Here is a 25,316-nt window from a genome sequence, read left to right on the forward strand (position 1 = left end):
GGCCCGCCGGTGGGCCGGGTGACCGCATCGCGGGCACCCGGACCGGGCGGGGGGCGTGCTACGCGGGGCGCGAAGTGGCCGCGATGCGCTCGGCGCGCAGCGCGTCGTACCAGGTGGTGTCGGCCGGCGGCAGGGCGTTGACGTCCAGCGCCAGCTTGATCAGCATGTCCGCCACGGCGGGGTTGCGGGCCAGCACCGGGCCGTGCAGGTAGGTGCCGAAGACGGTGTCCCGCCAGGCGCCCTCGGTGCCGTCCCCGGTGCCGTTGCCCCGGCCGACGGTGACGTTGGCGAAGGGCTGGACGCCCTGGCCGAGGTGGGTGACGCCCTGGTGGTTCTCGAAGCCGGTCAGCTGCGGCAGGCCCAGGCGCGGGTCCACGTCGGCGAGCACGTCGCCGACGCAGCGGGCGCCCTCGCCGCGGGTGGTCCAGACGTCGAGCAGGCCCAGGCCGGGCTCGCGCTCGCCGAGGTCGTTGACGAACTCGCGGCCCATGATCTGGAAGCCCGCGCAGACGCCGAAGATGATCGCGCCGTTCTCGGCGGCCCGGATCAGGCCGCTGTCGGCGCGCAGCCGCTCGGCGGCCAGCCGCTGCGGGCGGTCCTCGCCGCCGCCGATCAGGTAGATGTCCCCGCTGGTGGGGATCGACTGGTCGGAGCGGACGTCGATCCGGGTCACGTTGAGGTGGCGCTGGCGGGCCCGGCGCTCCACGACCAGGGCGTTGCCCCGGTCGCCGTAGGTGCTGAGCAGGTCCGGGTAGACCCAGACCACGCGCAGGCTGCTCTCACTCATCCTCGAAGGCCTTCCGTCACGCTCACTCGATGGGGCTGCTGGGCCGGCATCAGCCGGCCACGACCTTCCGCAGCTGCTGGAAGGCGGTGTAGTTGGCGATCGCCTCGATCCGGCCGGGCGGCGCCATCCGGACGGCCTGCTCCAGCGAGTCCACCACGTGGAACTGCAGCCCGGCGACCTCCAGGCGGACGGCCAGGTCCAGCTTGCGCTGGCCCATCACGAACACCGGGTGCCCGGCGAGGCGCTCGTAGTCGACGTCCCAGAGCCACGAGGTGTCGGTGCCGTCGGCGTCGAGGGCGTTGACGGAGAGGATGACCGGAGCCGGGGGGCCGTCGATCAGCGAGAAGGTCTCCAGCCAGCCGGCCGGGTTCTTGGCCAGCAGCAGCCTTATGTCGCGGCCCTGGTACTGCACCACGTCGTAGCGGCCGGCCACGGCGGTGACCGAGCGCATCCGCTCCAGCGCGACCTGGGGGGCGACGCCGAAGACGGCGGCGACCGCGGCCGAGCTGGTGGCGTTGGCCAGGTTGGCGCGGCCGGGCAGCTGGAGCTGGATCGGCCAGGCGCCGCGCTGCGGGTCGATCACGTGGGTGCCCTGGAGCGCCCAGTGCGGGTTGGGGCGCCGGAAGCCGCAGTCCTGGCAGAACCAGTCGTCGCCGGGGCGCTGCATCACACCGCCGCAGGCGGGGCAGGACCAGGCGTCCTCCTTCCAGGCCTGGCCGGCGGCCACCCAGACCACCTTCTTGCAGGAGGAGGCGGCCCAGGTCACCAGCGGGTCGTCGGCGTTGGCGATGACCACGGCCTCGGTGTCCTGGAGGCCCTCGCGCCACTTCTCGGCCATCATGCGAGTCTCGGCGGCGCGGTCGAGCTGGTCGCGGGAGAGGTTGAGCAGTGCGATCGCCTTCGGGCGGGTGTCGCGGGCGACCCCGGCCAGGTACTTCTCGTCCACCTCGATGACGCCGAAGCGGGCGTCCGAGCCGCCGGCCAGGGCGGAGGTGATGCCGGCCGGCATGTTGGCGCCGAGGGCGTTGGAGACCACCGGGCCGGCGGCGCGCAGCGCCTCGGCGATCAGTCGGGTGGTCGTGGTCTTCCCGTTGGTGGCGCTGACCAGCACCACGTCCAGGTGGTCGGCCAGGGTGGCGAGCAGATCGGGGTCGAGCTTGAGGGCGACCTTGCCGCCGATCACCGAGCCGCTTCCGCGGCCGGCCTTGCGGGACACGGCGGCGGCCACCCGGCCGGCCGTCACAGCGATCTTGGCGCGGGCGGGCAGCGAGGCGTCGCGTGCGCCTGTGGGCTCCGGTTCGGTGCCTGCCATGCTCAGTGGTTCCTCCTTGCTGCGGCACCGCCCGGGGGCCGGATAACGAGCCGTCGGGCGGCGGGGACGGGGTCAGCCTACCGACTCCGCCGGCCGGCTCGATGCTCCGGACCCCGCGCCGCCTGCTGCGACGGCCCCGGCGGCCCCCTTGCGGCGGCCCTGACGCGGTGTCAGGAAAGACGGTGTACGGAGGGGCCTTTCGCCGCTGGGGACGCTGATCCGGGGCCTGCCGGTTCCCCGTGGCGGGCGTGCGACGGGCCGGACGGCGGGCTCGCCGTCCGGCCCGAGGGGCCCCGTGAGGATGTGGTGAAGAAACGATAACCGGCTGGTTGGTTGCCGGATGATCGGCTATCGAACCGCCGGGTAACCCGGCACGGCCGGGCCGCCGGGCCGCGCCCGGCAGGATCCACAGGGCCGGGTCCTACCGCCCCGGGCGGGTCGGCCAGGGGACGGGGAGCTGCTCGGCGGCCTCCGCCAGGTGCGCGGTGATCACCAGGGTGCCCTCCTCGACCTGGTAGTCCAGCGGTGCGGCCAGCCTGCGCATGGTGGCGATCAGCCCGGTGTTGGACGACTGGGTGACGGCGTAGACCGTCTCCACCCCCGCCTCCAGGGCCAGCGCGGACATCCGCCGCATGAGGTCCAGCCCCAGCCCGCGGCGCTGCCAGGCGTCCTCGACCAGCACCGCGACCTCGGCGCTGTCGTCGTCCCACATCAGGTGCCCGAGGGCCACGATCCGGCCGTCCGCCGCCTCCACGGCCAGGGTCTGGCCGTGCCGGGCGTCCAGCAGGTGGTCGAGGTAGCGGTCGGCGTCCCGGACCGGGCCGTGGTAGCGCTTGCGCAGGGTGTCGGGGGAGCAGCGGTGGTGCATGGCCAGCGCCGCCTCCTTGTCGCCGGCGTCGGCCCGCCGCACGGTGAGGTCGGCGCCGGCGGGCAGCGTCAGCCGCGCGCGGACGTCCGGGACCCGGGGGCCGAGCAGGGTGTCCAGCTCGACCAGGGCCTTGGCCCGGGCGAACTCGGTCGGGGTGAAGGGCAGCTGCGGCCGGCTGAGCTCGATCAGGTCGCCGGACGGCAGCGGCAGCCGCAGCACGTGGCCGTCCACCCCGGCGGCGGCGCGCCCGGCCCCGCCCGGGTACTGCCGGATGGTGCACTGCCCGAACAGCTGGCGCAGGGCGACCGGCAGCTCGGCGGCGTCCAGCGCGGTCCGGGTGGCCAGCGCCAGCACGTGGGTCGGCCCGTCCACCAGGTCGTGCGCGTCGGCGGGCGCGCTCCAGATGTCGTGCCCGCCGGCCGCGGCCACCAGCGCGGTCAGGTCGGCCCGGGTGAACGAGCGCGGGGCGCGGACGAAGAACTCGTCCACGGTGCCCTCGGGCAGCGGGTGGGACTGCATCGAGACGATGTTGACCCGCCGCTCGGCGAACGCCGTGCAGACCCGGGCCAGGCTGCCGGGGGAGTCCTGCACGGTGGTGCGGATCCGCCAGAGCGCGGTCTCCTCGAAGCCGTCCAGCGGTCCCTTCGGCGGCTCGGCCGCGGCGGACCCCGCGGCGCCCGGGGGTGCGGGCGCGTCCGGCGCGGGCGGGCCGTGCAGCTGGTGGCGGTGCGACCACCAGGTGTGGAAGAGCGCCGTGGCGACCAGGGCGGCCGCGGAGGCGGCGAGCACCACCGGGCCGTCGGGGCCGTGCACCACGACCTTGGCCACCAGGTCGGCGGCGGTCACCGAGAGGAAGACCGCGGCGAGCTCGACGGTGTCGCGGCGCCAGCGGTGGCTGCGGGCGCCGCGCCGTTGGGCACGGGAGGGGGTCGGCGTCTGCGGGGATCGGGTCGTCGTCAGCTTCTCCGTGTGCTCCATGCCGCCAATCTGCCGCCCCGGTGTTTCACGATCACGAATCCTCCGTGTCCGGTCGGTAAATGGTGTGCAGGTCGGCGGCGGCCGACTTCACCTCGGCCAGCAGGAGGGCGAGGTCGGCCTCGGTGGTGGTGGCGTTGAGGAGGCAGGCGCGGAGCATCTCGCGGTCGCCGAGGCGCGCGCCGGTGACGAAGACCCGGCCGCGGCGCTGGACCGCCGCGGGCAGCTCGCGGTTCAGTGCGTCGAGGCCGGCCTCGTCGAGCCCGGCCGGCCGGTACCGGAAGGCCGTGATGGAGGTCTGCACCTCGGCGAGCAGCTCCAACTCGGGGTCGGCGGTGACGAGTTCGCCCAGGTGTCGGGCCAGCTCGGTGCAGCGGGCGATGTCCCGGGCGAGGCCGTCGCGGCCGCGGTGGGCGATGGTGGCCCAGACCTTGAGGGCGCGGAACGGGCGGGTCTGCTCGGTGCCGTACTCGGAGAACCAACCGAGCTCGCCGGCCGCCTCGTCCCGCAGGTAAGAGGGGACGAGGCTGAAGGTGCCGCGCAGCTCCCCGGTGTCGCGCACCAGTGCGCAGCCGCAGTCGACCGGGACGCCCAGCCACTTGTGCGGGTCGAGGGCGAGCGAGTCGGCCCGCTCCAGGCCGGCGTAGCGGTGGGCGATCGCCGGGTCGAGCCGGCCGAAGGCCCCGTACGCGCCGTCCACGTGCAGCCAGAGGCCCTGCTCGGCGCAGAGGTCGGCGATCGGGTGGAAGGCGTCCACGGCGCCGGTGCCGACCGTGCCGGCCGAGGCGACCACCAGGAACGGCAGCAGGCCGGCGGCCCGGTCGCGCTCGATCGCGGCGCGCAGGTCGGCGGTGTCCAGCCGGCCGTCGGGGCCGGTGGCGACGGTGCGCAGGTGCCGGCTGCCGAGGCCGAGCAGCTCGGCGGCCTTGCGGACGCAGGAGTGGGTCTCGCCGGTGACGTATCCGACCAGTGGCGGCAGGCCGGCCAGGCCGTCCTCGCGGACGTCCCACCCGGCGGCCCGGGCGGCGCGGTTGCGGGCGGCCGCGAGGCAGACGATGGTCGCCATCGAGGTGCCGGAGGTCAGCAGTCCGCCGCCGGCGGGGTGCGGGAAGCCCACCAGCTCGGCGATCCAGCGGACCACCGTCCGCTCCAGGTGGACGTCGGCGTGGTCGCCGCCGGCCGAGCTGGGGTTCATCGCGGCGGCGGCGAGGGTGGCCAGCACGCCGGCCGGGGCGGGGGCGGAGTTCACCCAGCCGAAGAAACGCGGGTTGCCGTTGCCCATCGGGTACGGCAGGACGTCCCGCTCGACGGCGGCGAGCAGCTCGGTGAGCGCGGTGCCCCCGGCCGGGAGGGGTGCGTCCAGCAGGGCCGCCCGGGCGGTCCCGTCCATGGGCTGCCAGACCGGGCGGGCGGGCAGGCCGTCGAGGTAGTCGGAGACCAGGTCGGCGGCGGCGTGCGCCGCGGCGCGGAAGTCGTCAGGGGTCACGGCGGGCTCCCAGGGGGTGCGGGGCCTGGTGGCGCGGCGTCCTCGGCGCACCCGATCACCGCGATCCTACGGAAAGGGGCCCGCGCCGTGCGGCGCGGGCCCCTTCCGGTGAAAGACCGTTCAGTCGAGCGAGGCGGAGAGGCCGCTCGCGGAGCGGCAGTAGCCCTGCATCTCCTTGTTGGTGATCTTGTTGCAGAGCCGGCCGGCCGCGCCGGCGTCGGTGTAGTTCACCGTGTAGTAGCTGACCAGGCCCTCGGCGCAGGCCTTGCGCTGCCAGCCGTCGGCGGCGGTCGCGCACTGCTGGGCGGCCCAGTCCTCGCGGTCCAGGTTGTACTTCATGGTCCGCGAGCCGACGCCGCGGCTGCAGTCGACGGCGCCGCCGGAGGCCTTGCCAGCCAGGCACCACTTCAGGGCGTCGGCGTAGACCTCGGGGTGGTTCGGGTAGTCGTGCGAGGAGAGGTAGAACGTCGGCGCGTAGAAGAAGCAGGCGGACTGGAACAGCGCCGGCTGGTCCTTGCACGGGTAGAGCGGGTCCTGGGCGAGCTTGTCGGCGGGCAGGTTCGCCTTCGCCTTCTCGTCCTCCTCGTCCGGGCCGAAGAGCTGCATGAACAGGCCCTCGGAGCAGCGGATCCGGTTCTGGTCGGTGGTGAACTTGTTGCACAGGTCGCGGGCCTTGGCCACGTCCTGCTTGGCGACGAACATCGTGCCGTGGCCGACGCCGTGGATGCACGGGCCGCTGTTCTTGGGGGCGCAGAGCTTCAGCAGGTCCACCTCGGGCTGCGGGGAGGCGTTCAGCATCTCCTCGACCGCGCCGTGCAGGTAGCCGGCCGCGCAGGTCTCGTGCGGGAAGGAGATGACCTTCTGGAAGTCGGCGTTGAACCGCTTGACCGCCGCGTGCCCGAGCTCGTGCGCGATCGGGTGGCAGAACCGGACGGTGTACGGCAGCTGCTTGGTGATCTTGTCGAGGTCGGCCAGCGCGACGCCGGGGTCGGTGGCCTCCATCTCGGACATCAGCTTGTTGCGCAGCGTCGAGCGGGTCCAGACCGCCGGGTCGCCGGTGGGGGTGGCGCTCGCGCCGGTGGCGGTGGCGCCGCCGGAGGGCGGTGCGCCCGCGCCCGTCGCACCGGTGGCCGCCGGAGCCGCGGCCGCCGCGGTGGTCGAGGGCGTCCAGTCGGTGACGGCCACCGAGCCGAGGCCCAGGACGCCCAGCAGCAGGGCGGTGAGAATCGCGAATGCTCGCGGTTGCATGACGGAGATCCCCCGGCGGATCGATGCGGACGGTTCGCTCCCCATCCTGACGGCACGCGGGTCGGATTCCGTGTTTTCGGCCGCCATTCGGGAGGTGTCGGCGACGCTACCGCACGTGGCGCCGGCCCATCGAGGCGGGATGGCCGGGGCCGGCCGCGGCCGGTACGGGGGTACCCGGCGGCCACCCGTACGGCGGCACGCGGCCGCCGTACGGGCTGAGGTTCGGTCAGAGTTCCAGCTCCACCCGGTACTCGGTCAACCAGGCGTTGAGGTCCAGGGCCAGGTCGACGCCGAGCCGGACGGACTGCGGGTCGGTGTCCGGGGCGAGTGCGTCGGTGAGCGCCCGGCGGTCCAGCAGGCCGAGCACGGGTGCGGTGCCGTCGTCGGCGAGGGCGGCCAGCTCGGCCCGGAGCAGCGCCGGGTAGTGCGGGTCCTGGACCACCGGGTACGGGGCCTTGGGCCGCTGGGCGACCTCCTCCGGCAGCAGGTCCCTGACGGCGGCGCGCAGCAGGCTCTTCTCCCGGCCGTCGAAGGACTTCATCCACCAGGGGGTGTTGAAGACGTACTGGACCAGCCGGTGGTCGCAGAACGGCACCCGGACCTCCAGACCGTTGGCCATGCTCATCCGGTCCTTGCGGTCCAGCAGGATGCAGACGAAGCGGGTGAGGTTGAGGTAGGAGATCTCCCGCATCCGCCGCTCCAGCGGGTCGGCCGAGGGCAGGTGCGGGACCTCGGCCAGCGCCTCGCGGTAGCGGGCCCGGCGGTACTCGTGCACGTCGAGCTTGGCGACCAGGCCCTGGTCCAACAGCTGCTCGCGCGGCCCGGCGCCCGCTCCGGCGAGCTGGCTCAGCGCGCCCGCCCAGGGGAAGTCCTCGGCGGCGACCAGCCTCGGGTCGTGGAACCAGCGGTAGCCGCCGAACAGCTCGTCGGCGGACTCGCCGGAGAGCGCCACGGTGGAGTGCTCGCGCACGCCGCGGAAGAGCAGCAGCAGCGAGACGTCCATGTCGCCGAAGCCGCCGGGGACGTCCCGGGCGCGCAGCACGGCGGCCCGTTCGGCCGGGTCGGTGACCGCGCTCGCGTCCAGCTCGATGACGCTGTGGTCGGCGCCGACGTGCCGGGCGAGCAGCTGCGCGAACGGGCCGTCCGGGGTGGAGCGGACCTCGTCGGCCCGGAAGTGCTCGCTCTGGCCGGTGAAGTCGACGGCGAAGGAGCGGACCGGGCCGGCCCCCGCGGCACGCAGCGCCCGGGCGGCGAGCGCGGTGACGGCGCTGGAGTCGAGGCCGCCGGAGAGCAGCGAGCAGAGCGGGACGTCCGCCTCCAGCTGGCGGTGGACGATGTCGTCGAGCAGGGCCCGGACGGTGGCCACCGTGGCCTCCAGGTCGTGGGTGTGCTCGCGGGCCTCCAGCGCCCAGTAGTGGCGCACCGAGACGCCCTCGCGCCGGATCCGGACCACGTGGCCCGGCCGGACCTCGGCGACGCCCCGGTAGATGGTGCGGCCGGGCGACTTGGTGACGGCGAACATCTCGCGCAGCCCGTCGAGGTCGACCACCGGCCGGACGGAGGGGTGGGCGAGCACGGCCTTGGCCTCGGAGCCGAAGACCACGCCGTGCCGGGTGAGGTGGTAGTAGAGCGGCTTGACGCCCATCCGGTCCCGGACCAGCAGCAGCTCCTCGGTGCGGGTGTCCCAGACGGCGAAGGCGAACATGCCGTTCAGCCGCTCGGCCAGCCGCTCGCCCCACTCCAGGTAGGCGTGCAGGACGACCTCGGTGTCGCTGCGGGTGCGGAAGCGGTGGCCGGCGGCCTCCAGCTCGGCCCGCAGCTCGCGGTGGTTGTACACCTCCCCGCTGTAGGTGAGGGCGGCCAGCACCCGGCCGTCGTGCTCGACCGTCATGGGCTGGGTGCCGCCCTCGATGTCGATCACGGCGAGGCGGCGGTGGCCCAGGGCGGCGTGCCGCTCCAGGTGGACCCCGCCGGCGTCCGGGCCGCGGCAGAGCTGGGTGGCCGTCATCGCGTCGAGCACTGGCCCTTCGACGGTGAGGTCGCGGTCGAAGGCGACCCATCCGGTGATCCCGCACATCAGCAAGCCTCCGGTTCTTCCGAGACGCGTCGTGGAGGGCGCGCCTCTCCGATGCGTATGCGAAGAGTCACGCTACGTGTCGATCCGGTGTCGCTACAAGGGGTCCGTCGGTGGTCCGCCGGCCCGGGCGTCGGGCGGCGGTGGCCGGGTTCCGTGGCGCCGGCGGTGGGCATCGGGGCGCGGGTGGTCCGGACTTTGAGCTGAATGCGGCAAGTCCTGCCCGAATTCGGGCAGGATCTTTGATCTCCGCGCCCTGCCCGGCCTAGAGTCCCGAGTTGTGTCCAGCACTCCCGGTTCCTCGCACCCTCAGCCCCACCCGCACGAGGAACTGCTCGCCCACCTCACCCGGACCAGCCCGCTCGGGCCCCGGGAGGCGGCGCGGGTGGTGGCGGAGGTCCTGGCGTACTTCTCCGAGACCGCCGAGGAGTACGTCCGGCGCCGCCACGGCGAGCTGCAGGCACGCGGCCTGACCAACGAGAAGATCTTCGCCAGGCTCGCCGAGGAGCTGCCGGCCCGGCGCGTCGCCGCGCCCGGGCTCTCGGCCCGCCAGCTGCGCCGGATCGTCTACGGCTGACCGGCGTCCCCTCGCGGGCCGCGCCCGGCCCGCCCCGGGCCCGCCGGCTGCGCCACCCGGAACGCCCGGCCCTCCCACGCCACCCCAGAAGGAGTCCACTCAGATGTGCGGAATCGTGGCCTACATCGGCCCCAAGGACGCGACGCCCTTCCTGCTGGAGGGTCTCGCCCGGCTGGAGTACCGCGGTTACGACTCCGCGGGCGTGGCCGTCGCCGGACGCACCGGCGGCATCAAGGTCCGCAAGGTCAAGGGCCGGGTCGCCGACCTCGCCGCCGCCGTCCCGGTCCGGTTCAAGGGCGGCACCGGCATCGGCCACACCCGCTGGGCCACCCACGGCGTGCCCAGCGACGCCAACGCGCACCCGCACCAGGACAACGCGGAGAGGATCGCCGTCGTCCACAACGGCATCATCGAGAACGCCGACGAGCTGCGGGCCCGGCTCACCGCCGAGGGCGCCGTCTTCCGCTCCGAGACCGACACCGAGGTGCTCGCCCACCTGATCGCCGCCCACGCGACCGAGGGCGTGGAGCTGGAGGAGGCGGTCCGCGCCGCGCTCGGCAAGGTGGTCGGCACCTACGGCATCGCCGTCCTGGACGCCGAGCAGCCCGACCGCATCGTGGTCGCCCGCAACGGCAGCCCGATCGTGCTCGGCATCGGCGAGAAGGAGATGTTCGCCGCCTCCGACGTGTCGGCCCTGGTCCGCTACACCCGCCAGGTCGTCCACCTGGAGGACGGCGAGCTGGCCACCGTCCGCGCCGACGGCTTCCGCACCTTCACCGAGGACGCCCGCACCACCCACCGCCAGCCGTCCACCGTGGACTGGGAGATCGACTCCTACGACACCGGCGGCTACGAGCACTTCCTGCTCAAGGAGATCCACGAGCAGCCCGGCTCGGTCGAGCGCACCCTCAGCGGCCGCCTCGACGAGCGCTTCGCCACCGCCCACCTCGGCGGCCTCAACCTGGACGCCCGCGAGCTGCGGGAGATCCGCCGGGTGAAGATCCTCGGCTGCGGCTCCGCGTACTACGCGGGCGAGATGGGCGCGCAGCTGATCGAGGAGCTGGCCCGCATCCCCGCGCACAGCGAGCCGGCCTCGGAGTTCCGCTACCGCAACCCGGTGATCGAGGCGGACACCCTCTACATCGCGGTCAGCCAGTCCGGCGAGACCTACGACACGCTGGCCGCCGTCCAGGAGGTCAAGCGCAAGGGCGGCCGGGTGCTCGGCGTCGTCAACACCGTGGGCAGCGCCATCGCCCGCGAGTGTGACGGCGGCATCTACCTGCACGCCGGCCCGGAGATCTCGGTCGCCTCCACCAAGGCGTTCACCTCCACGGTCATCGCCTTCGCGCTGCTCGCCCTGCACTTCGGCCGGATCCACGACCTCTCGCCCGCCGACGGGCGCCGCATCGTGGCCGCCCTCAAGGCGCTGCCGGACCAGATCCGGGAGGTCCTCGCGCAGAGCGACGCGATCGCCGGTCTCGCCGCCGAGTACGCCGACTCCGAGGGGATGATGTTCATCGGCCGGGTCCGCGGCTACCCGGTGGCCCGCGAGGGCGCGCAGAAGCTCAAGGAGATCTCCTACGTCCACGCCGAGGCCTACCCGGCCAGCGAGCTCAAGCACGGCCCGCTCGCGCTGATCAGCCCCGAGCTGCCGACCGTCGCGCTGGTGCCGGACGACGAGCTGCTGGACAAGAACCTCACCACCCTCGGTGAGATCAAGGCCCGCTCCGGCCGGGTGCTGGCCGTCGCCCACCGCGCGCCGGAGGCCAAGCTGGCCGACCACTGCATCCTCGTCCCGAAGAGCGAGCCGGAGCTCGACCCGCTGCTGCTGAACATCCCGCTGCAGCTGCTCGCCTACCACGCCGCGGTCGCGCTGAAGCGGGACGTCGACAAGCCGCGCAACCTGGCGAAGAGCGTGACGGTGGAGTAGACGGTGGAGTAGGCGGCGTCCGATTGCCGAGGGAGGGCCGGTCCCGGACGGGGCCGGCCCTCCTCGCCTCCAGATGCTTGACTTTGCCAACCATTCGGACCTACCGTCGAGGCAAGTGCTTGATGTTTGCAACTATCAAGCGACTGAAAATTTCTCGCCGGGAGTACTGTCATGAAGGCCACCACCCACCCCGCACCCGCCGACCCGGCCGCCGCCGCCGAGCCCGTGGCGGCCCCCGCACCGGCCGCCGTCGTCGCCGGGCTGCGCGCCGCGTTCGCGACCGGCCGGACCCGCCCGCTCGCCTGGCGCCGGGAGCAGCTCGCCGGGCTGCGCACCCTCCTCACCGAGCGGAGCGAGGAGCTCCTCGCGGCCCTGGACGCCGACCTCGGCAAGGGCCCCGCCGAGGCGCACCGGACGGAGATCGCCTTCACGCTCAACGAGCTCGACCACACCGTCCGGCACCTCGACGAGTGGGTCCGGCCGAAGCCCGCCGCCGTCCCCGACGCCTTCCGCCCCGCCACCGCGCGGGTGGTCCGGGAGCCGCTCGGCGTGGTGCTGGTGATCGCCCCGTGGAACTACCCGCTGCAGCTCGCCCTGGCGCCCGTGGTGGGCGCGCTCGCGGCCGGCAACGCCGTCCTCGTCAAGCCCAGCGAGCTCGCCCCCGCCACCTCGGCGGCGATCGCCCGGCTGCTCCCGCAGTACCTGGACCCGCAGGCGGTCGCGGTCGTCGAGGGTGCGGTGCCCGAGACCACCGCCCTGCTGGAGCAGCGCTTCGACCACATCTTCTACACCGGCAACGGCGCGGTCGGCCGGATCGTGATGGCCGCCGCCGCCCGCCACCTCACCCCGGTCACCCTCGAACTCGGCGGCAAGAGTCCGGTGGTGGTCGACCCGGGAGCCGACCTGAAGGTCACCGCGCAGCGGCTGGCGGCGGGCAAGTTCCTGAACGCCGGGCAGACCTGCGTCGCCCCCGACTACGTCCTCGCCGTCGGCGGCACCGGCCCCGAGCTGGTCGCCGAGCTGGCGGAGGCCGTGCGCGGGCTCTACGGCGAGGACCCGGCCGCCCACCCCGAGTACGGGCGGATCGTCAACGACCGGCACTTCGACCGGCTCGCCGCGCTGCTCGGCGACGGCCGGGTGGCAACCGGCGGCCGTCACGACCGCGCCGCCCGCTACATCGAGCCCACCGTGCTGGCCGACGTCCGGCCGGACGCGCCGGTGATGCGGGAGGAGATCTTCGGCCCGGTGCTGCCGGTGCTGGAGGTGCCCGACCTCGACGCGGCCATCTCCTTCATCACCGACCGGGAGAAGCCGCTCGCCCTCTACGCCTTCACCGCCTCGGAGACGACGAAGGAGCGGCTCGCCGCGGAGACCTCGTCCGGTGCGCTGGTCTTCGGGCTGTCCGTCTCCCACCTCGCGGTGCCCGAGCTGCCGTTCGGCGGCGTCGGGGAGAGCGGCATGGGCAACTACCACGGCGAGTACTCGATGACCACCTTCAGCCACACCAAGGCGGTGCTGGACAAGCCGCTGGGGTGAGGGCGCTGGGGGACGGGTGCGGGGCGGTGGTCGGGTCGGGCGGGTGCCCCGGTCAGGCGGTGGAACTGCGCCGGGCTGCGAGGGAGTTGAGCAGCGCGGCGCCCCGCTCGGCGTCGTCCAGGCTCACCGCGAACTCCGCGCCCGCGCGCGGACGGACCACCAGGCAGGGGCCGCCGCGCAGCATCACCGTGGTGCCCAGGCCGCTCAGCCGGTAGCCCCAGCCGCCGACCTGGGCGGGGGTTCGCTCCTCGGCGCGGGCCGACTCGATCTGCTCCAGCGGCCAGCGGCGGACCGGCCAGCCGAAGGGGCCGAAGGACACCTCCAGCCCCTTCGGCGACACCACGGCCTGGACGGCGGAGCAGCCGAGCGTCGCCAGGGCGACCACCGCGAGCGGTGCGACGGCCGCCCAGAGACCGTCGGCCAGGCCGGCCGCGGCGGCGATCGCCAGGGCGGCGGCCGCCGTACCGGAGACGGTGGCGGTCAGCCGGAGCCAGGGGTTGACGGTGCGGGAGAGCCAGGCGAAGCGCTCGCCGTCGGGGAGGGTGAGCTGCGGACCGGAGGACGGGCCGGCCGCCGCGGCGCCGGCGGCGGTGTCGGCCGGGGCGGCGGTGCGCCGGGCGACCAGCTGGCCGAGCAGGCCGGCCGCGGCCGCGGCGAGCAGGACGAGGGCGACGTCCAGGCCGACGTCGCCGGCCGCGGTCCAGTCGGCGCGGTCGAGGTTGGCATGCACGATCGAGGCCTGGGCGCCGATGAGCAGCACGCCGGCCGACGGCAGCGCCGTGGCGTACCAGAGCCGCCGCACTGACGGGCCCAGCACCCGGGCGGTCAGGGCGAGGGAGAGCAGCAGGGCGGCCCAGAGCGCCGCCGGTCCGAGCGTCGCGGCCCAGAACGGCATCGAACCGTCCGGGCCGCCGCTGCCGGACCAGTGGGTGGCGAGCCGCTCGGGCAGCCGGCCGGCCGCCACCAGCGGCAGGGCGAGCAGGGCCGCGAGAACCCCGGCGGCGCCCAGGGCGACGCTCCGGCCGGTGCTCGTCCGTGCGGCACTCCGCCGCTCGCCGGGTCGCCCGCCCGGTACTTCGTTCCCCCCGCTGGTCAAGGCAGCCTCCTGATCAGTTCCACGAGATCCTCCCTGCTGTAGCCCAGCCGTGCGGCTTCCTCCACCAGCTCGGCCGCCCGGCCGGCGAGCTCGGCCCGCCCGTCGGCACCGCCGGCGACGGTCACGCCCCGGCCCCGGCGGAACTCCAGGACGCCCTCGTCCCGCAGCGCCCGCAGACCGCGCAGCACGGTGTTGGCGTTGACGCCCAGCGCCCGCGACAGCTCCCGGGCGGGCGGCAGCCGGTCGCCCGGCGCGCACTCGCCCTCGGCGATCGCACGCCGGATCGCGCCGGCCACCTGCTCGTGCAGGGGTCGGGTGTCGGTGAGGTCCAGCTTCAGCAGCATGATGCTATCGACAGTAGCACCATCCGGGATGCGGGGAACCGTCGGCGCCGAGAGGTCCCGGCGGACCCTCCGGGACGCACCGTGGCCAGCCGCCCCGGAGGGTCCGGGGGCCGGCCGGCCACGGCGCGCGCGGGTCAGTAGTCGACGCTGGGGGCGGTCGTGGTGGAGCCGAGGTCGGGGCGGTCGCGCAGTTCGAGGGCGGTGCCGTGGGTGGCGAGTTCGAGGACGATCAGCTCGTTGCCGCCCGCGCGCCAGAGCGGCCCGGGGGCGTAGAGGGTGCGCTGCGGGCTGTCGGGGGAGTAGCGGCCGAGCATGAAGCCGTTGAGCCAGAGCAGGCCGCGGCCCCAGCCGGGCAGGGCGACGAAGGCGTCGCCGGGCGCGTCGAGGTGGGCCTCGAAGCGGTGGAAGGCCGGGTCCTCGTCGGCGGCCCCGACCGCGGGGTCGAAGGCCAGCGCGGAGAGGTCGGTGAGCGGCAGCGGCCGGATCTCCCAGTCGAACAGCCGCTGCCGGCCGTGCGAGACGCCGCGGCCGATGCCCTTGTGGTCGTCCATCAGCGGCCCGTAGTTCACCCGGCCGTGCGCCTCGACCAGGATGTCCAGGGTCGCACCGGTCGGCCCGGTCGCCAGCGGGAGCGTCCGGCCGGGGGCGTTGCGCTCCAGGACGCCGAGCGGCGCACCGTCGGCGAAGACGTGGGCGCGGTCGCCGATGCCGTCGATCCGCAGCGGCAGTTCGCCCCGCGGCCCGGGGACGCGGGTGCGGTAGTGGATCAGGCCGAGCGACTGGCCGACCCGCTCCATCGGCTCCGGCGCGGCCCGGCGGACCGGCTCGGAGAGGGCGTCGAGGGAGTCCAGCAGACGGGCCCGGCCGGTGGGGCCGTCCAGCCGCTGCGGTGCGATCCGCGGCGGCGGCTCCGGCAGCTCGACGTCGGGCAGCGGGACGTACTTGCCGATGACCGCCCGGAAGGCGTGGAACTTCTCGGTGAGTTCACCGGCCTCGCCGATCGGGGCGTCGTAGTCGTAGCTGGTGACGTCCGGCTCGTGGCCGGCGTCGTACGGGTGGGCGCCGGTGTGGTTGGCGCCGGCCCAGAAGCCGAAGTTGGTGCCGCCGTGCGCCATGTAGAGGTTGACGGAGGCGCCGGCGGCGAGCAGGTCGTCCAGGGAGCGGGCCGACTCCGCGGCGTCGCGGACGTGGTGCGGCGCGCCCAGGTGGTCGAACCAGCCGATCCAGAACTCCATCGCGGTGAGCGGGCCCTTGGGCTGGTGGCGGCGGAGCACCTCGAACCGCTCGGCCGCCCGGGAGCCGAAGGTGGCGGTGGCCAGCAGGCCGGGGATCCCGCCGCCCTGCTGCAGGGCGTCCTCGGCGCCGTCGGCGGTGAACAGCAGGCAGTCGACGCCCCGCTCCACCAGGCCCTCGTGCAGATGGGCCAGGTAGGCGGCGTCGTTGCCGTAGCTGCCGTACTCGTTCTCGATCTGGACGGCCACCACCGGGCCGCCCCGGCTCGCCAGCAGCGGCAGGAACTCCGGCACCACGGCGTCGAACCACCCGTCCACCTCGGCCAGGTAGGCCGGTTCGGCGCAGCGCAGCCGCAGGCCGTCGACGGTGAGCAGCCGGGCCGGGAAGCCGCCGAACTCCCATTCGGCGCAGATGTAGGGGCCGGGGCGCAGGATCACGTCGAGGCCGTTGTCCCGGGCGAGCCGGAGGAACCGGCCGAGGTCCCGCCAGCCGGTGAAGTCCTTCTTACCGGAGGGGAGTTCGTGGAAGTTCCAGGGGACGTAGGTGTCGACGGTGTTGGCGCCCATGGCGCGCAGCCGGCGCAGGCGATCGGCCCAGAGGTCGGGGTGGATGCGGAAGTAGTGCACCGCACCGGAGATGATCCGGTGCGGTGCGCCGTCGCGGCGGAATCCGCTGTCGTCGTAGTCGAGCATGAAGACCGGCTTTCGGGTGCGGGAGGCGAGGGGGAGCACGGTTTTCGGGTTACCGGGAAGGATAGTTGGGCCCGGCCCACCGCGGGTGCGGCACGCGCCGAGCGGCGCCGGCCGTCACCCCCGCCCGTGGGGTGTTCCGGTGACCGGGCCGGGCCTAGACTGCGGAGCTCGCGCGGTATTACCGGCCGGTAGGGATGGGGAAGTCGTATGGCGGACGAGCGGGTCCACGCTTTCGGGGACGACGCGCTGGGGGAGCACGACGCGGTGGCGCTGGCGGCGCTGGTGAAGGCGCGCGAGGTCAGTCCGGCCGAGCTGGCGGCGGCCGCGGAGGCGCGCGCCGAGCAGGTCGACGCCGCCCTGGCGCCGCTCGCCTTCGCCGCCCGCGGTGGTCCGCGGACGGCCCCGGCCGGCGACGGCGGCGCGCTGTACGGCGTGCCCAGCTACCTGAAGGACAACGTCGACCTCCGCGGAATGCCCACCACGCACGGCAGTTCGGCGTTCCGCGCCAAGCCGGCGCGGCGCACCGCCGGGTTCGCCGAGCAGTTCCTGGGCACCGGCCTGGCCGTGCTGGGCAAGACGCGGCTACCGGAGTTCGGCCTCAACGCCTCGACCGAGTTCGCCGAGGCCCGGCCGGTCCGCAACCCGTGGCGGACCTCGCACTCGCCGGGGGCGTCCTCGGGCGGCTCGGCGGCGCTGGTGGCGGCCGGCGTCGTGCCGATCGCCCACGCCAACGACGGCGGCGGCTCGATCCGGATCCCGGCGGCCTGCTGCGGACTGGTCGGGCTCAAGCCCACCCGCGGCCGGCTGGTGCCCAACGACCAGGGCCGGCGGCTGCCGATCGACCTGGTCACCGACGGCGTGCTGACCAGGTCGGTGCGCGACACCGCCGCCTTCTTCGCGGCGGCCGAGCGCCACCACCGCAACCCGGCACTGCCCCCGCTGGGCCTGGTGGAGGGGCCGGGCGACCGCCCGGTCCGGATCGGGCTGGTGGTGGACTCGCCGCTGGCGGTCAGCGACGAGCCGACCCGCCGCGCCGTCGAGCGGACGGCGGAGCGGCTGGAGGCGATGGGGCACGAGGTGGTCCCCGCGACGCTGCCGTTCGGCGAGGAGTTCTCCCGGGACTTCACCATGTACTGGGGCTACATCGCCTTCCTGATCGCCACGTCCGGCAAGCTGCTCCTGGACCCCGGCTTCCAGGCCGGCAAGCTGGACGGCCTCACCACCGGCCTGCGGCGCTCCTTCCACCGCGAGTTCCACCGGACACCCGGCGTGCTGCGCCGGCTCCGCCGGGCCGAGGCGGCGTACGCGGGACTCTTCCGCGACCACGACGTGATCCTCTCGCCGGTGCTCGCGCACACGCCGCCGCCGATCGGGCACCTGAGCCCGAACGTCGCCTTCGACGAGCTGCTGGAGCGGCTGCGGCGCTACGTGGCCTTCACACCGGTGAACAACGTGACCGGCGGTCCGGGGATCGCACTCCCCGGTGCGGCGGCCGGCGACGGCCTGCCGGTCGGCGTCCACCTCTCGGCGGCGCACGGCCGGGAGCGGGTGCTGCTGGAGCTGGCCTTCGCCCTGGAGGCGGACCGGCCCTGGCAGCGGATCCAGGACGCCGCGACCGGGGCCTGAGCGGCCGGGGCCCAGGGGTCGGGGCTTGAGCGGCCGGGGCTTGAGCGGCCGGGGCCTGAGCGGCCGGGGCCCGGCTGGGCGGGGCCCGAGGGGGCGCGTACGGCGGTCGGGCGGGTCAGCCCGGGGCGGGTGCGGCGATCGCCCGGGCGGCCCGGACCTCGCGCCGCAGCGGGTCCAGCACACCCTCCTCCCCGTCCGGGCCGCCGGGGGTGACCGGCCCGCCCGCTCCGGACGGCCCCGTTCCGCCGTCCGCCCCGGCCGCCGGGGCGGGCTCCTGCTCCTGCTCCGGCGCCGCCCCGCCCGGTACGGCCGTCCCGGTGCGCAGCGCGCCGGCGAGGTCGTCCAGCTCGCGGGTGATCGCCGCGACCTCCGCCGCGGGCGGCGCCGGCACCCCGTGGTCCACCCGGACCCGGGTGGCCGTGGTGGCCTCGACGATCCGCTCGACCGCGATCACCAGCGGCCACCAGGCCGCGGCCAGCGCCCCGGTCGGCGGCGGTTCGGTGAGGGCCCGCTGGAACTCCGAGCGCACCGCGGAGAGGTCGCGGTAGAGCCCGCGCCGGTGCCGCAGCCGAGCCGGGTGGTCGCGCCCGGGGGCCGTGGCGAAGGCCAGCGAGACATAGGCCGCCGTGTCCGCGACGGCGTCGGCGAGCCGGTCGCCGATCCGGCTGTGCCAGGACTCCGGCCAGAGCAGGTAGCCGGCCACCAGCGAGATCGCGCAGCCGATCAGCGAGTCGTAGAGCCGGGGCAGCACCAGCTGGAACCCCTGCTGGTTGAGCTGGTCGGAGAGCAGCAGGATGACCGGGGTGATCGCGGCGGTCTGGAAGGCGTAGCCCTTCGCGGAGAAGGCCGGGATCAGCGTCGCCAGCAGCGCGAGCGTCGGCACGTCCCACCACCCGCGCGGCACCTCGGCGAGCACCGGGATCGCGATCAGCAGCCCCGCCGCGGTGCCGAGTGCGCGCAGCACGGCCCGGGAGAAGACCGAGCCGAAGTCGGGCTTCATGACGAAGGTGACGGTGAGCGTGACCCAGTACGAGCGGGGCACCGCGATCACCGAGACCAGCACCTGGGCCAGGCCGATGCAGAGCGCGATCCGCAGCCCGTACCGCCAGGACGCCTCCGACACCAGGGCCGCGCGCGCCGTGCGCCGGGCCCGGATCCTGAGCTCGGCGGGCCGGCCGAGGCGGTCGGTGGCGCCGAACGGGTCGGGCGTGTCCTCCTGCATGACCTCGGCCGCGTACCGCAGCGCGCGGTCGACGGCCCGCTCGGTGGGGCCGGTGGGCGGCGGCAGGTCGAGGACGGGGGAGGTGCGGCCGGGGAGGGCGGTGCCGGGCGCGCGGCGGCCGGCGCCGCCCCGCTCCACCGCGTCGGCCAGCCGCCGGGCCGCCGCCGGGTAGGCCGGCGACAGCGGGCCGAGCGCGGCCGGGCGCAGCTTCGCCGACGAGGCCGCCTCCACCAGCGGGATCACCGCGTTGAGCTGGGCGGTCAGCCGGGCGAGCGCCGGCGAGCGGCCGTGCCGCCGGGTGCGGTGGGAGAGCAGCAGGTCGTACGAGCGGTTCAGCGAGAGCGTGACGGCCTGCCGCCGCTCGTCGTGGGCGGGGCCGCCGGCGGCCTCCAGGAACCCGGCGACGCTGCGGTACGTGCCGGCGACCGCCGACCGCTCCGGCACGCCGCCGCGCAGCGGCCAGCCGAACAGGGCGAGCACCAGGACGACCAGGCCGCCGAGGGCGAGCAGCAGCGGCGGCTTCCACCAGGGGCCGGGCATCGGCAGGCCGGCGCCGACGACGGCGTTGAGCAGGAGCAGCAGCCCCGACGCGGAGGCGACGGCGCCGATCGAGGAGATCATCCCGGAGACCAGGGCGACGGCCGTGACCACGGCGACGGCCGTCCACCCCTGGCCGTGGACCAGCGTGCCGAGGGTGACGCCCAGGGCGCCGAACAGCTGCGGGACGGCGATGTTGAACAGCCGCATCCGGTAGGCGTCCGCGGTGTCGCCGATGACGGCGGAGAGCGCGCCCATGGACGCCAGCGCGCCGTAGTCGGGCCGTCCGGCGGCCATGCCGACCGCCAGCGGGGTCGCGAGGCCGACCGCGGCCCGGGCGACGGCGGCCCACGGGATCGGCGCCGGGTGCGGGCGCAGGCCCTCGGCGAGCCAACTGGGTGGTGCGAGCCGACCGGCCCGTGCGCTCCGTGCCACAGTCCCAAGCTATAGGGCCTGTCCGGCCGGCTCCGCCGGGCGCGCGCCGCCCGGACGGGGGCTTCAGTGCGCCGAGGTGGCCGGGATGCCGGCGGCGTCGGCCGTAAGCCGGAGCGCGGGGCGGTCGGGGAGGTCGCGCAGCCGGGGCAGCGGGGAGAGGAGAAGCGTGGTGGCGGCGACCGGGACGGCCGCGGTGGCCAGCCACATCGCCGGCCCGACGCCGAACGCGGTGGCGAGCGCCCCGCCGGCGAGCGCGCCCACCGGGATGGTGCCGTAGTTGAGGAACGCGCCGCTGGCGCTGACCCGGCCGCGCAGGTCGGCGGGGACGTAGCCCTGCTGGAAGGTGGCGCGCAGGATGTTGCCGGCCACCACCCCGGCGGCGACGGCGCCCGCCCCGACGACGTAGCAGGCCACGCCGGCACCCGGCCCGGTGAGCGGGATCAGCAGCGCGAGCGTCGGCAGTCCGAGCTGGAAGAGGAGCATGGCGCGCGCGGTCCCGATCGCGGCGGCCGTCCGGCGGGCCACGGCCGCGCCGACGATGCCACCGGCGCCGGCCAGGCCGAGCACGGTGCCGATCGCCCCCTCCGAGAGGTGGGCCCGTTCGACCAGGAAGACGATCTGGATCGCCTGGTAGGCCATCAGCACCATGTTGCACAGGGAGCCGTGGAGGACGAAGGTGCGCAGCCACACGTCGCCGGCGATCAGGCGCAGGCCCTGGACGACCTCGCGGCCGAGCGCCCGCTCGCGCGGCGGCACCGGATCCTCCCGGTACCGGATCCGGCTCAGGCAGACCAGCGAGACCAGGAAGGTGACGGCGTTGGCGAACATGCCGTTGGCCGCGCCCGCCGCCTGGGCGATCAGGCCGCCGGAGCCGAGGCCGGCGAGCTGGGCGGCCGAGCCGCTGCCGTGCAGCTTCGCATTGCCCTCGGCCTGGTCGGCGGGCCCGACCAGGCCGGGCAGGTAGGCGGTGTAGGCGGTCTGGAAGAAGACGCCGGCGGTGCCCACCAGCAGCGCGACCACCAGCAGCAGGCCGATGCTCAGCGCGCCCAGCCAGGCCGCCACCGGCACGGCGGCGAGCAGCAGCAGGGAGGCCGCCGCGGAGGCCAGCATGATCGGCCGTCGGGGTAAGCGGTCCACCCAGGCCCCGACCGGCAGACCGATGACCAGCCACGGCACCCACGCGGCGGCGCTCAGCAGGCCGATCTGGAAGGTGCTCGCGTGCAGGTCGGCGACGGCGATCAGCGGCAGCGCCACCGCGGTGACCGAGGAGCCGAACCGGCCGGCCGTCTCGCCGCACCAGAGCAGCCGGAAGTCCCGGTGGCGGCGGAGCAGTCCGCCGCGCGCGTCGCGGCTCATTCGGCACCTCGCGGCCGGCGCGGGAACGCCTGGATCTGGACGATGACCGGCAGTGCCTCCGGGTCGGCCTCGGCGTCCGGGGCGGGGGTGTAGCGGTTGACGAGTTCGGTCAACTCGCGGTTGAGGGACTTGAGCTGACCCGGCGTCATGCGGAGGTTGCTCCAGTTGGAGAGGGTGCCGGAGTTGCGCCACTCGTCCTCCCACTCCTCGCCGAGGTAGGAGGTGACCCGGTTGAAGGACTGCTGCACCATCTCGTGCAGGTAGAGCGAGAGCGCGCCGCGGCTGTCCGGGTCGTCCCGGAAGTCCACGGTGTCGAGCCGGTTGGACACCGGGACCCGTCGCCACCAGCGCTCGCGCTTGGTGCCGCGGCCGGTCTCCTCCTCGATGAAGCCGTGCTCGGCCAGGTGGCGCAGGTGCCAGCTGACGGTGCCGGTGTTCTGGCCGAGCCGTTCGGCGAGCCGGGTGGCGGTGGCGGGACCGTCGAGGTTGAGCAGTTCGACGATCTCGATGCGCAGCGGGTGGGCCAGCCCGCGCAGGCTGCGGGCGTCGAGCCGGCGCTCGGGCCGGCCGCCGTGTTGCTGCTCGGGCCGGCCGGCTGCGGCCGGGGGTTCGGGGTGCTCGGGGTGCTCGGGGTGCTCGGTCATGCCGTCATCGTATGGTGCAGAGAACTCTCTGCATAGGGGAGTCTGCAGAGAATTCTCTGCAACTTGGATGCGGGGCTGGAGGGGGTCGGGTGGTGCGGGGAGCCGGGAGCCCCCGGGCGTCCGGCGCGACACCGGGCGCCCGGGGGCTCAGAGCCCGGCGGGCCCGTAGAGCACGTCGACGGTCAGCTGTCCGTCGGACTGGCGGGCCACCGCCGTGTTGGCGACCACCGTGATCAGGGCGTTGGAGTTCTTCGCGGTGAAGATGCAGACCCGGTCGCCGGGGGCGAACCCGTGCGGCGCGTAGCCACTGGTGAACCGGTTGGTCACGGCGAGGCAGGCGTCCCGGGTGGCGGGCGCGTCGCTCGGGAGGAAGGCCGCCGCGTCCTTGTAGCCGGCGATCTCGCTGCCGTCGTCGGCCTTGCCGTACCAGCCGAAGGTCTCGTTCGGGCCGTCCCACTTCGACACGGCCGGGCTGCTCCGGTTGCCGAGGTCGACGGCCGTCCCCTGGGGGATGACGGTCCGGTAGCCGCCGGTCCACCCGGTGGCGGGCTGCGTCGGTGTGACGGCCGGGCTCGGGACCGGGGCGGTCGGCTGCGAGGTGGCGGGCGGCGGTGGAGCGGACTGGGCCGGCGGCTGCGCCGGCGGGGGGACGACCTGGGTGCCGCCCCCGCCGGGTCCGGTGCCGCCGTTGGCCGCGCCGGTACCGCCGTCGCCCGCGCCGCCGCCTCCCCCGGCGGCGCTGCCGCCAGCGGCCGAGCCGCCGCCCGTAGCGGAACCACCCGTTGCGCCGCCGGCGCTCCCGAGGCCGCCGGCCTTGCCGGTGCCGCCGCCGGTGCCGCTGCCGCCCGCTGCGCCGCCGGTGCCGCCGCCGCTGCTCGTGCCACCCGCGGCGGCGCCGCCGCTCCCGCCGACGGCGCCAGCTCCGCCGACGGCGCCACCGGTGCCGTTCGCGGTGCCGGTGGTGGGCGGGTTCTGCGGCCCGTTCTCGGCCGGCTGTGTGGGGCCCGGCCCGGACGGCGTCCCGGTGCCGGTCGGACGGTCGGTGGCTGTGGCCGGGGCCGGGGCCGTGCCCGCCCGGGTCCGGTCGTCCCCGCCGGGATCGCCGGAGGTCAGCGCCATGGTGGCGGCGAGCACCGCCAGGCACACGGACGTCACGACCAGCCCGACCACGCTGCGCCGGGAGAGCCGCCGGCCCGCCCGGGGTACGGCCGGTGCGGTCATGTTGACCGTGGCCGTCTCGCTCTGCACGGTCACGCCGTTCGTGGTGCTGTCGCGAATCGTGCTGTGAACGCTGCTCCGGGCCTCCCCGGCCTTCCGGGCCTTCCGGGCATCCCCGGCCTTCCCGGGTTCGCCGGCGCCGGTCGGGCCGGAACGCGCCGCCTTGCCGTCCTTCTCCCAGTTCACGCGCCGACCCCCACGATCTCCCCGCGGATGTTCGATCCGCCCCGGGAGGAGTCCTGCCCGGCCCGGCGCGCTCCCCAACCGGCCCGTCGGGCACGAACATGATCCCGGGCCCCGCCCGCGGCGGGGGTGGCACGCGCCCGATCCGACCGGCAGCCGACGGTCAGGGGCCTTGAGCGGAAACGGGACTGACGGACTGTCCGGCGCCCGTTCGGCCCCGCGATCTTCTAGAGTCGCCAGCGGTAGGACCGTAGGACGACCGCACCGGCCGCCCGGCCGGGCACGACCGCACCAGGCACGACCGCACCGCGCACACCACGGAGAGGCAGTACCCATGAGCGAGCAGCAGGCGCCCGAGCCGTTCGAGCCCGTCGACGAGGACTGGCAGACCGCCCTGGCCGTCGTCGCCCACCCCGACGACATGGAGTACGGCGGGGCCGCCGCCGTCGCCCGCTGGACGGCGCAGGGCAAGAAGGTGGTCTACGTGATGGTCACCAGCGGCGAGGCCGGGATCGATTCGCTGAGCCCGGAGGAGTGCGGCCCGCTGCGCGAGGCCGAGCAGATCGCCTCCGCCGCCGTCGTCGGCGTCGACACGGTCGAGTTCCTCGGCCACCCGGACGGTGTGCTCGAGTACGGGCTGCCGCTGCGCCGCGACATCGCCCGGGCGGTCCGCCGCCACCGCCCGGACATCGTCATCACCGGCAACTTCCGCGAGACCTACGGCGGCGTCATGCTCAACCAGGCCGACCACATCGCCGTCGGTCGGGCCACCCTCGACGGCGTGCGGGACGCGGGCAACCGGTGGGTGTTCCGCGAGCTCACGGCCGAGGGGCTGGAGCCGTGGAACGGCGTTCGGCAGGTCTGGGCGGTCGCCTCGCCGGAGTCGCGGCACGCCGTGGACACCACCGACCACTTCGACCAGGGGGTCGCCTCGCTGTCCGAACACAAGGCGTACCTGGCCGGACTCGGCGGCGCGATGGCCGAGCCGCGGGAGTTCCTGGAGGGCTTCGGCCGCTCGGCCGGCTCCCGGCTCGGCACCCGCTTCGCCGTCCCGTTCGAGGTGTTCCCGCTCCGGTAGCGCGACGGCTTCGGGCTGGCGGGCAGGCCGGCAGGCGGCGCAGAGTGGTCGGCCGGCGCCGCTACCGCGGGTCCTCCGGGGCCCGCGGCTCCCGCCGCTCCGGCGGCTCCGGTGGTTCGGGCGGTTCCGCCGGCTCCCGGGTGCCGGACGGCTCCGGCGCGTCCGGCCGGCCCTGCCCCTGTCCCTGTCCCCGCCCCCGTCCCGGCCCGCTGCGCCGCCGGGCGCCGCGCCGGCGCCGCAGTACGGCCCGGACGGCGAGCAGCGCGCAGACCGCGAGCAGGCCGAACAGCAGCCAGAGCTGGTAGCGGACCACCGCCCGGTAGATGGTGCCGATGTTGGTGCCGGCCAGGTAGCCGAAGGCCGACCAGACGCCGACCCAGAGCGCCGCGCCGAGCACGTTGAACGGCTGGAACCGCCGCCACGGCATCTCGGTGGTCCCGGCGATGATCCCGTTGGTCTGCCGCAGCCCGTCCACGAAGCGGGCCACCGTGACCACCTTGCCGCCGTGCCGTGCGAAGAACCCGTCGGCGCGTTCCATCCGGGCAGGCGTGAGCGCCACGTACCGCCCCCAGCGGTGGACGAAGGCGCGGCCCCCGGTGCTGCCGATCAGGTAGCCGAGGCTGTTGCCGACGACGGCGGCCGCGAAGGCGATCGCCACCACGGCGGCCAGACTGAGGTGCCCGGCGCCGGCGTAGACGGCGGCGAGCACCAGGATGGTCTGGCCGGGGGCGGGGATGCCGCAGTTGTCCAGCAGGACGAAGAGCGCCACCGCCGGATAGCCGTACTGGTCGAGCAGCGGCGCGAGCCCGGCGAGTGCGCCGGGCAGTTCGGGGGCGGACGCGGACACGCGGCTCACCAC

Annotated in this window: 19 protein-coding genes; 5 read left to right on the forward strand and 14 right to left on the reverse strand. The window is 75.1% G+C overall.

The genetic code is table 11. The features are described from left to right. Window positions 1-58 precede the first annotated feature (58 nt). From RMN57_RS32245 to asnB, 6 genes are all read right to left on the reverse strand, one after another. On the reverse strand, window positions 59-787 hold the full coding sequence (locus RMN57_RS32245) for a glutamine amidotransferase-related protein (protein WP_313766819.1): 729 nt from the start codon (window positions 785-787) through the stop codon (window positions 59-61). A gap of 49 nt (window positions 788-836) precedes the next feature. Continuing rightward, the gene (locus tag RMN57_RS32250) at window positions 837-2,099 is read right to left on the reverse strand and encodes a MurT ligase domain-containing protein (protein WP_313766820.1); all 1,263 of its coding nucleotides are present in this window, start codon (window positions 2,097-2,099) and stop codon (window positions 837-839) included. 421 nt (window positions 2,100-2,520) lie between these two features. Then, the gene (locus tag RMN57_RS32255; protein WP_313766821.1) at window positions 2,521-3,945 is read right to left on the reverse strand and encodes a GNAT family N-acetyltransferase; all 1,425 of its coding nucleotides are present in this window, start codon (window positions 3,943-3,945) and stop codon (window positions 2,521-2,523) included. 31 nt (window positions 3,946-3,976) lie between these two features. Beyond that, window positions 3,977-5,428: a pyridoxal-dependent decarboxylase gene (locus RMN57_RS32260; protein WP_313766822.1), complete on the reverse strand. Its 1,452-nt coding sequence runs from the start codon at window positions 5,426-5,428 to the stop codon at window positions 3,977-3,979. Window positions 5,429-5,548: 120 nt separating this feature from the next. Continuing rightward, the gene (locus RMN57_RS32265; protein ID WP_313766823.1) at window positions 5,549-6,676 is read right to left on the reverse strand and encodes a hypothetical protein; all 1,128 of its coding nucleotides are present in this window, start codon (window positions 6,674-6,676) and stop codon (window positions 5,549-5,551) included. A gap of 226 nt (window positions 6,677-6,902) precedes the next feature. Beyond that, a complete protein-coding gene (asnB, locus tag RMN57_RS32270) occupies window positions 6,903-8,753 on the reverse strand; it encodes an asparagine synthase (glutamine-hydrolyzing) (RefSeq protein ID WP_313766824.1) in 1,851 nt (616 codons plus the stop codon). A gap of 277 nt (window positions 8,754-9,030) precedes the next feature. Here asnB and RMN57_RS32275 point away from each other — a divergent pair, with 277 nt between their 5' ends. The 3 genes from RMN57_RS32275 to RMN57_RS32285 all read left to right on the forward strand — a co-directional run bounded on the left by RMN57_RS32275 (window position 9,031) and on the right by RMN57_RS32285 (window position 12,793). Beyond that, a complete protein-coding gene (locus RMN57_RS32275; protein ID WP_313766825.1) occupies window positions 9,031-9,327 on the forward strand; it encodes a hypothetical protein in 297 nt (98 codons plus the stop codon). 103 nt (window positions 9,328-9,430) lie between these two features. Then, window positions 9,431-11,257: a glutamine--fructose-6-phosphate transaminase (isomerizing) gene (gene glmS, locus RMN57_RS32280; protein ID WP_313766826.1), complete on the forward strand. Its 1,827-nt coding sequence runs from the start codon at window positions 9,431-9,433 to the stop codon at window positions 11,255-11,257. Between the two features lie 171 nt (window positions 11,258-11,428). Further along, complete coding sequence (locus tag RMN57_RS32285) at window positions 11,429-12,793, forward strand: aldehyde dehydrogenase family protein (protein WP_313766827.1); 1,365 nt, start codon at window positions 11,429-11,431, stop codon at window positions 12,791-12,793. 52 nt (window positions 12,794-12,845) lie between these two features. On the opposite strand, the gene RMN57_RS32290 is transcribed toward RMN57_RS32285, so the two are convergent. From RMN57_RS32290 to RMN57_RS32300, 3 genes are all read right to left on the reverse strand, one after another. Continuing rightward, entirely contained in the window at window positions 12,846-13,889 is a 1,044-nt protein-coding gene (locus RMN57_RS32290; protein ID WP_313766828.1) for a DUF1648 domain-containing protein, read from the reverse strand. After that, window positions 13,886-14,233, reverse strand: a complete 348-nt coding sequence (locus RMN57_RS32295; RefSeq protein ID WP_313766829.1) for a GntR family transcriptional regulator — start codon at window positions 14,231-14,233, stop codon at window positions 13,886-13,888. Before RMN57_RS32295 ends, RMN57_RS32290 begins: the two co-directional genes overlap by 4 nt. Before the next feature lie 134 nt (window positions 14,234-14,367). Further along, on the reverse strand, window positions 14,368-16,197 hold the full coding sequence (locus RMN57_RS32300) for a beta-galactosidase (protein WP_313766830.1): 1,830 nt from the start codon (window positions 16,195-16,197) through the stop codon (window positions 14,368-14,370). A 168-nt stretch (window positions 16,198-16,365) separates the two neighbouring features. Between RMN57_RS32300 and RMN57_RS32305 the strand changes: the two genes are divergently transcribed. Then, window positions 16,366-17,784: an amidase gene (locus RMN57_RS32305; protein WP_313766831.1), complete on the forward strand. Its 1,419-nt coding sequence runs from the start codon at window positions 16,366-16,368 to the stop codon at window positions 17,782-17,784. 115 nt (window positions 17,785-17,899) lie between these two features. Here the strand turns inward: RMN57_RS32305 and RMN57_RS32310 are convergent, their stop codons facing one another. The 4 genes from RMN57_RS32310 to RMN57_RS32325 all read right to left on the reverse strand — a co-directional run bounded on the left by RMN57_RS32310 (window position 17,900) and on the right by RMN57_RS32325 (window position 23,232). Next, on the reverse strand, window positions 17,900-19,840 hold the full coding sequence (locus tag RMN57_RS32310; protein ID WP_380236034.1) for an FUSC family protein: 1,941 nt from the start codon (window positions 19,838-19,840) through the stop codon (window positions 17,900-17,902). Between the two features lie 201 nt (window positions 19,841-20,041). After that, on the reverse strand, window positions 20,042-21,334 hold the full coding sequence (locus tag RMN57_RS32315; RefSeq protein WP_313766833.1) for an MFS transporter: 1,293 nt from the start codon (window positions 21,332-21,334) through the stop codon (window positions 20,042-20,044). Next, a complete protein-coding gene (locus RMN57_RS32320) occupies window positions 21,331-21,978 on the reverse strand; it encodes a winged helix-turn-helix domain-containing protein (protein ID WP_313766834.1) in 648 nt (215 codons plus the stop codon). The genes RMN57_RS32315 and RMN57_RS32320 overlap by 4 nt, the downstream gene beginning before the upstream one ends. Before the next feature lie 147 nt (window positions 21,979-22,125). Continuing rightward, complete coding sequence (locus RMN57_RS32325) at window positions 22,126-23,232, reverse strand: hypothetical protein (protein ID WP_313766835.1); 1,107 nt, start codon at window positions 23,230-23,232, stop codon at window positions 22,126-22,128. A gap of 481 nt (window positions 23,233-23,713) precedes the next feature. Between RMN57_RS32325 and RMN57_RS32330 the strand changes: the two genes are divergently transcribed. Then, entirely contained in the window at window positions 23,714-24,457 is a 744-nt protein-coding gene (locus RMN57_RS32330) for a PIG-L deacetylase family protein (protein WP_313766836.1), read from the forward strand. 61 nt (window positions 24,458-24,518) lie between these two features. Here the strand turns inward: RMN57_RS32330 and RMN57_RS32335 are convergent, their stop codons facing one another. Then, window positions 24,519-25,304 carry a DedA family protein gene (locus RMN57_RS32335; RefSeq protein WP_313766837.1) on the reverse strand — a complete coding sequence of 262 codons (786 nt, stop codon included), beginning with the start codon at window positions 25,302-25,304 and terminating at the stop codon, window positions 24,519-24,521. Window positions 25,305-25,316: the final 12 nt, after the last annotated feature.

It is taken from the genome of Kitasatospora sp. CM 4170, assembly GCF_032110285.1.
Classification (GTDB): domain Bacteria; phylum Actinomycetota; class Actinomycetes; order Streptomycetales; family Streptomycetaceae; genus Kitasatospora; species Kitasatospora aburaviensis.

Coding starts and splice junctions, on each gene's coding strand:
- RMN57_RS32320 (WP_313766834.1), bottom strand. CDS start 21,978: ATGACCGAGCACCCCGAGCACCCCGAGCACCCCGAACCCCCGGCCGCA.
- RMN57_RS32255 (WP_313766821.1), bottom strand. CDS start 3,945: ATGGAGCACACGGAGAAGCTGACGACGACCCGATCCCCGCAGACGCCG.
- RMN57_RS32265 (WP_313766823.1), bottom strand. CDS start 6,676: ATGCAACCGCGAGCATTCGCGATTCTCACCGCCCTGCTGCTGGGCGTC.
- glmS (WP_313766826.1), top strand. CDS start 9,431: ATGTGCGGAATCGTGGCCTACATCGGCCCCAAGGACGCGACGCCCTTC.
- RMN57_RS32305 (WP_313766831.1), top strand. CDS start 16,366: ATGGCGGACGAGCGGGTCCACGCTTTCGGGGACGACGCGCTGGGGGAG.
- RMN57_RS32295 (WP_313766829.1), bottom strand. CDS start 14,233: ATGCTGCTGAAGCTGGACCTCACCGACACCCGACCCCTGCACGAGCAG.
- RMN57_RS32315 (WP_313766833.1), bottom strand. CDS start 21,334: ATGAGCCGCGACGCGCGCGGCGGACTGCTCCGCCGCCACCGGGACTTC.
- RMN57_RS32245 (WP_313766819.1), bottom strand. CDS start 787: ATGAGTGAGAGCAGCCTGCGCGTGGTCTGGGTCTACCCGGACCTGCTC.
- RMN57_RS32310 (WP_380236034.1), bottom strand. CDS start 19,840: ATGGCCGCCGGACGGCCCGACTACGGCGCGCTGGCGTCCATGGGCGCG.
- RMN57_RS32250 (WP_313766820.1), bottom strand. CDS start 2,099: ATGGCAGGCACCGAACCGGAGCCCACAGGCGCACGCGACGCCTCGCTG.
- RMN57_RS32285 (WP_313766827.1), top strand. CDS start 11,429: ATGAAGGCCACCACCCACCCCGCACCCGCCGACCCGGCCGCCGCCGCC.
- asnB (WP_313766824.1), bottom strand. CDS start 8,753: ATGTGCGGGATCACCGGATGGGTCGCCTTCGACCGCGACCTCACCGTC.
- RMN57_RS32330 (WP_313766836.1), top strand. CDS start 23,714: ATGAGCGAGCAGCAGGCGCCCGAGCCGTTCGAGCCCGTCGACGAGGAC.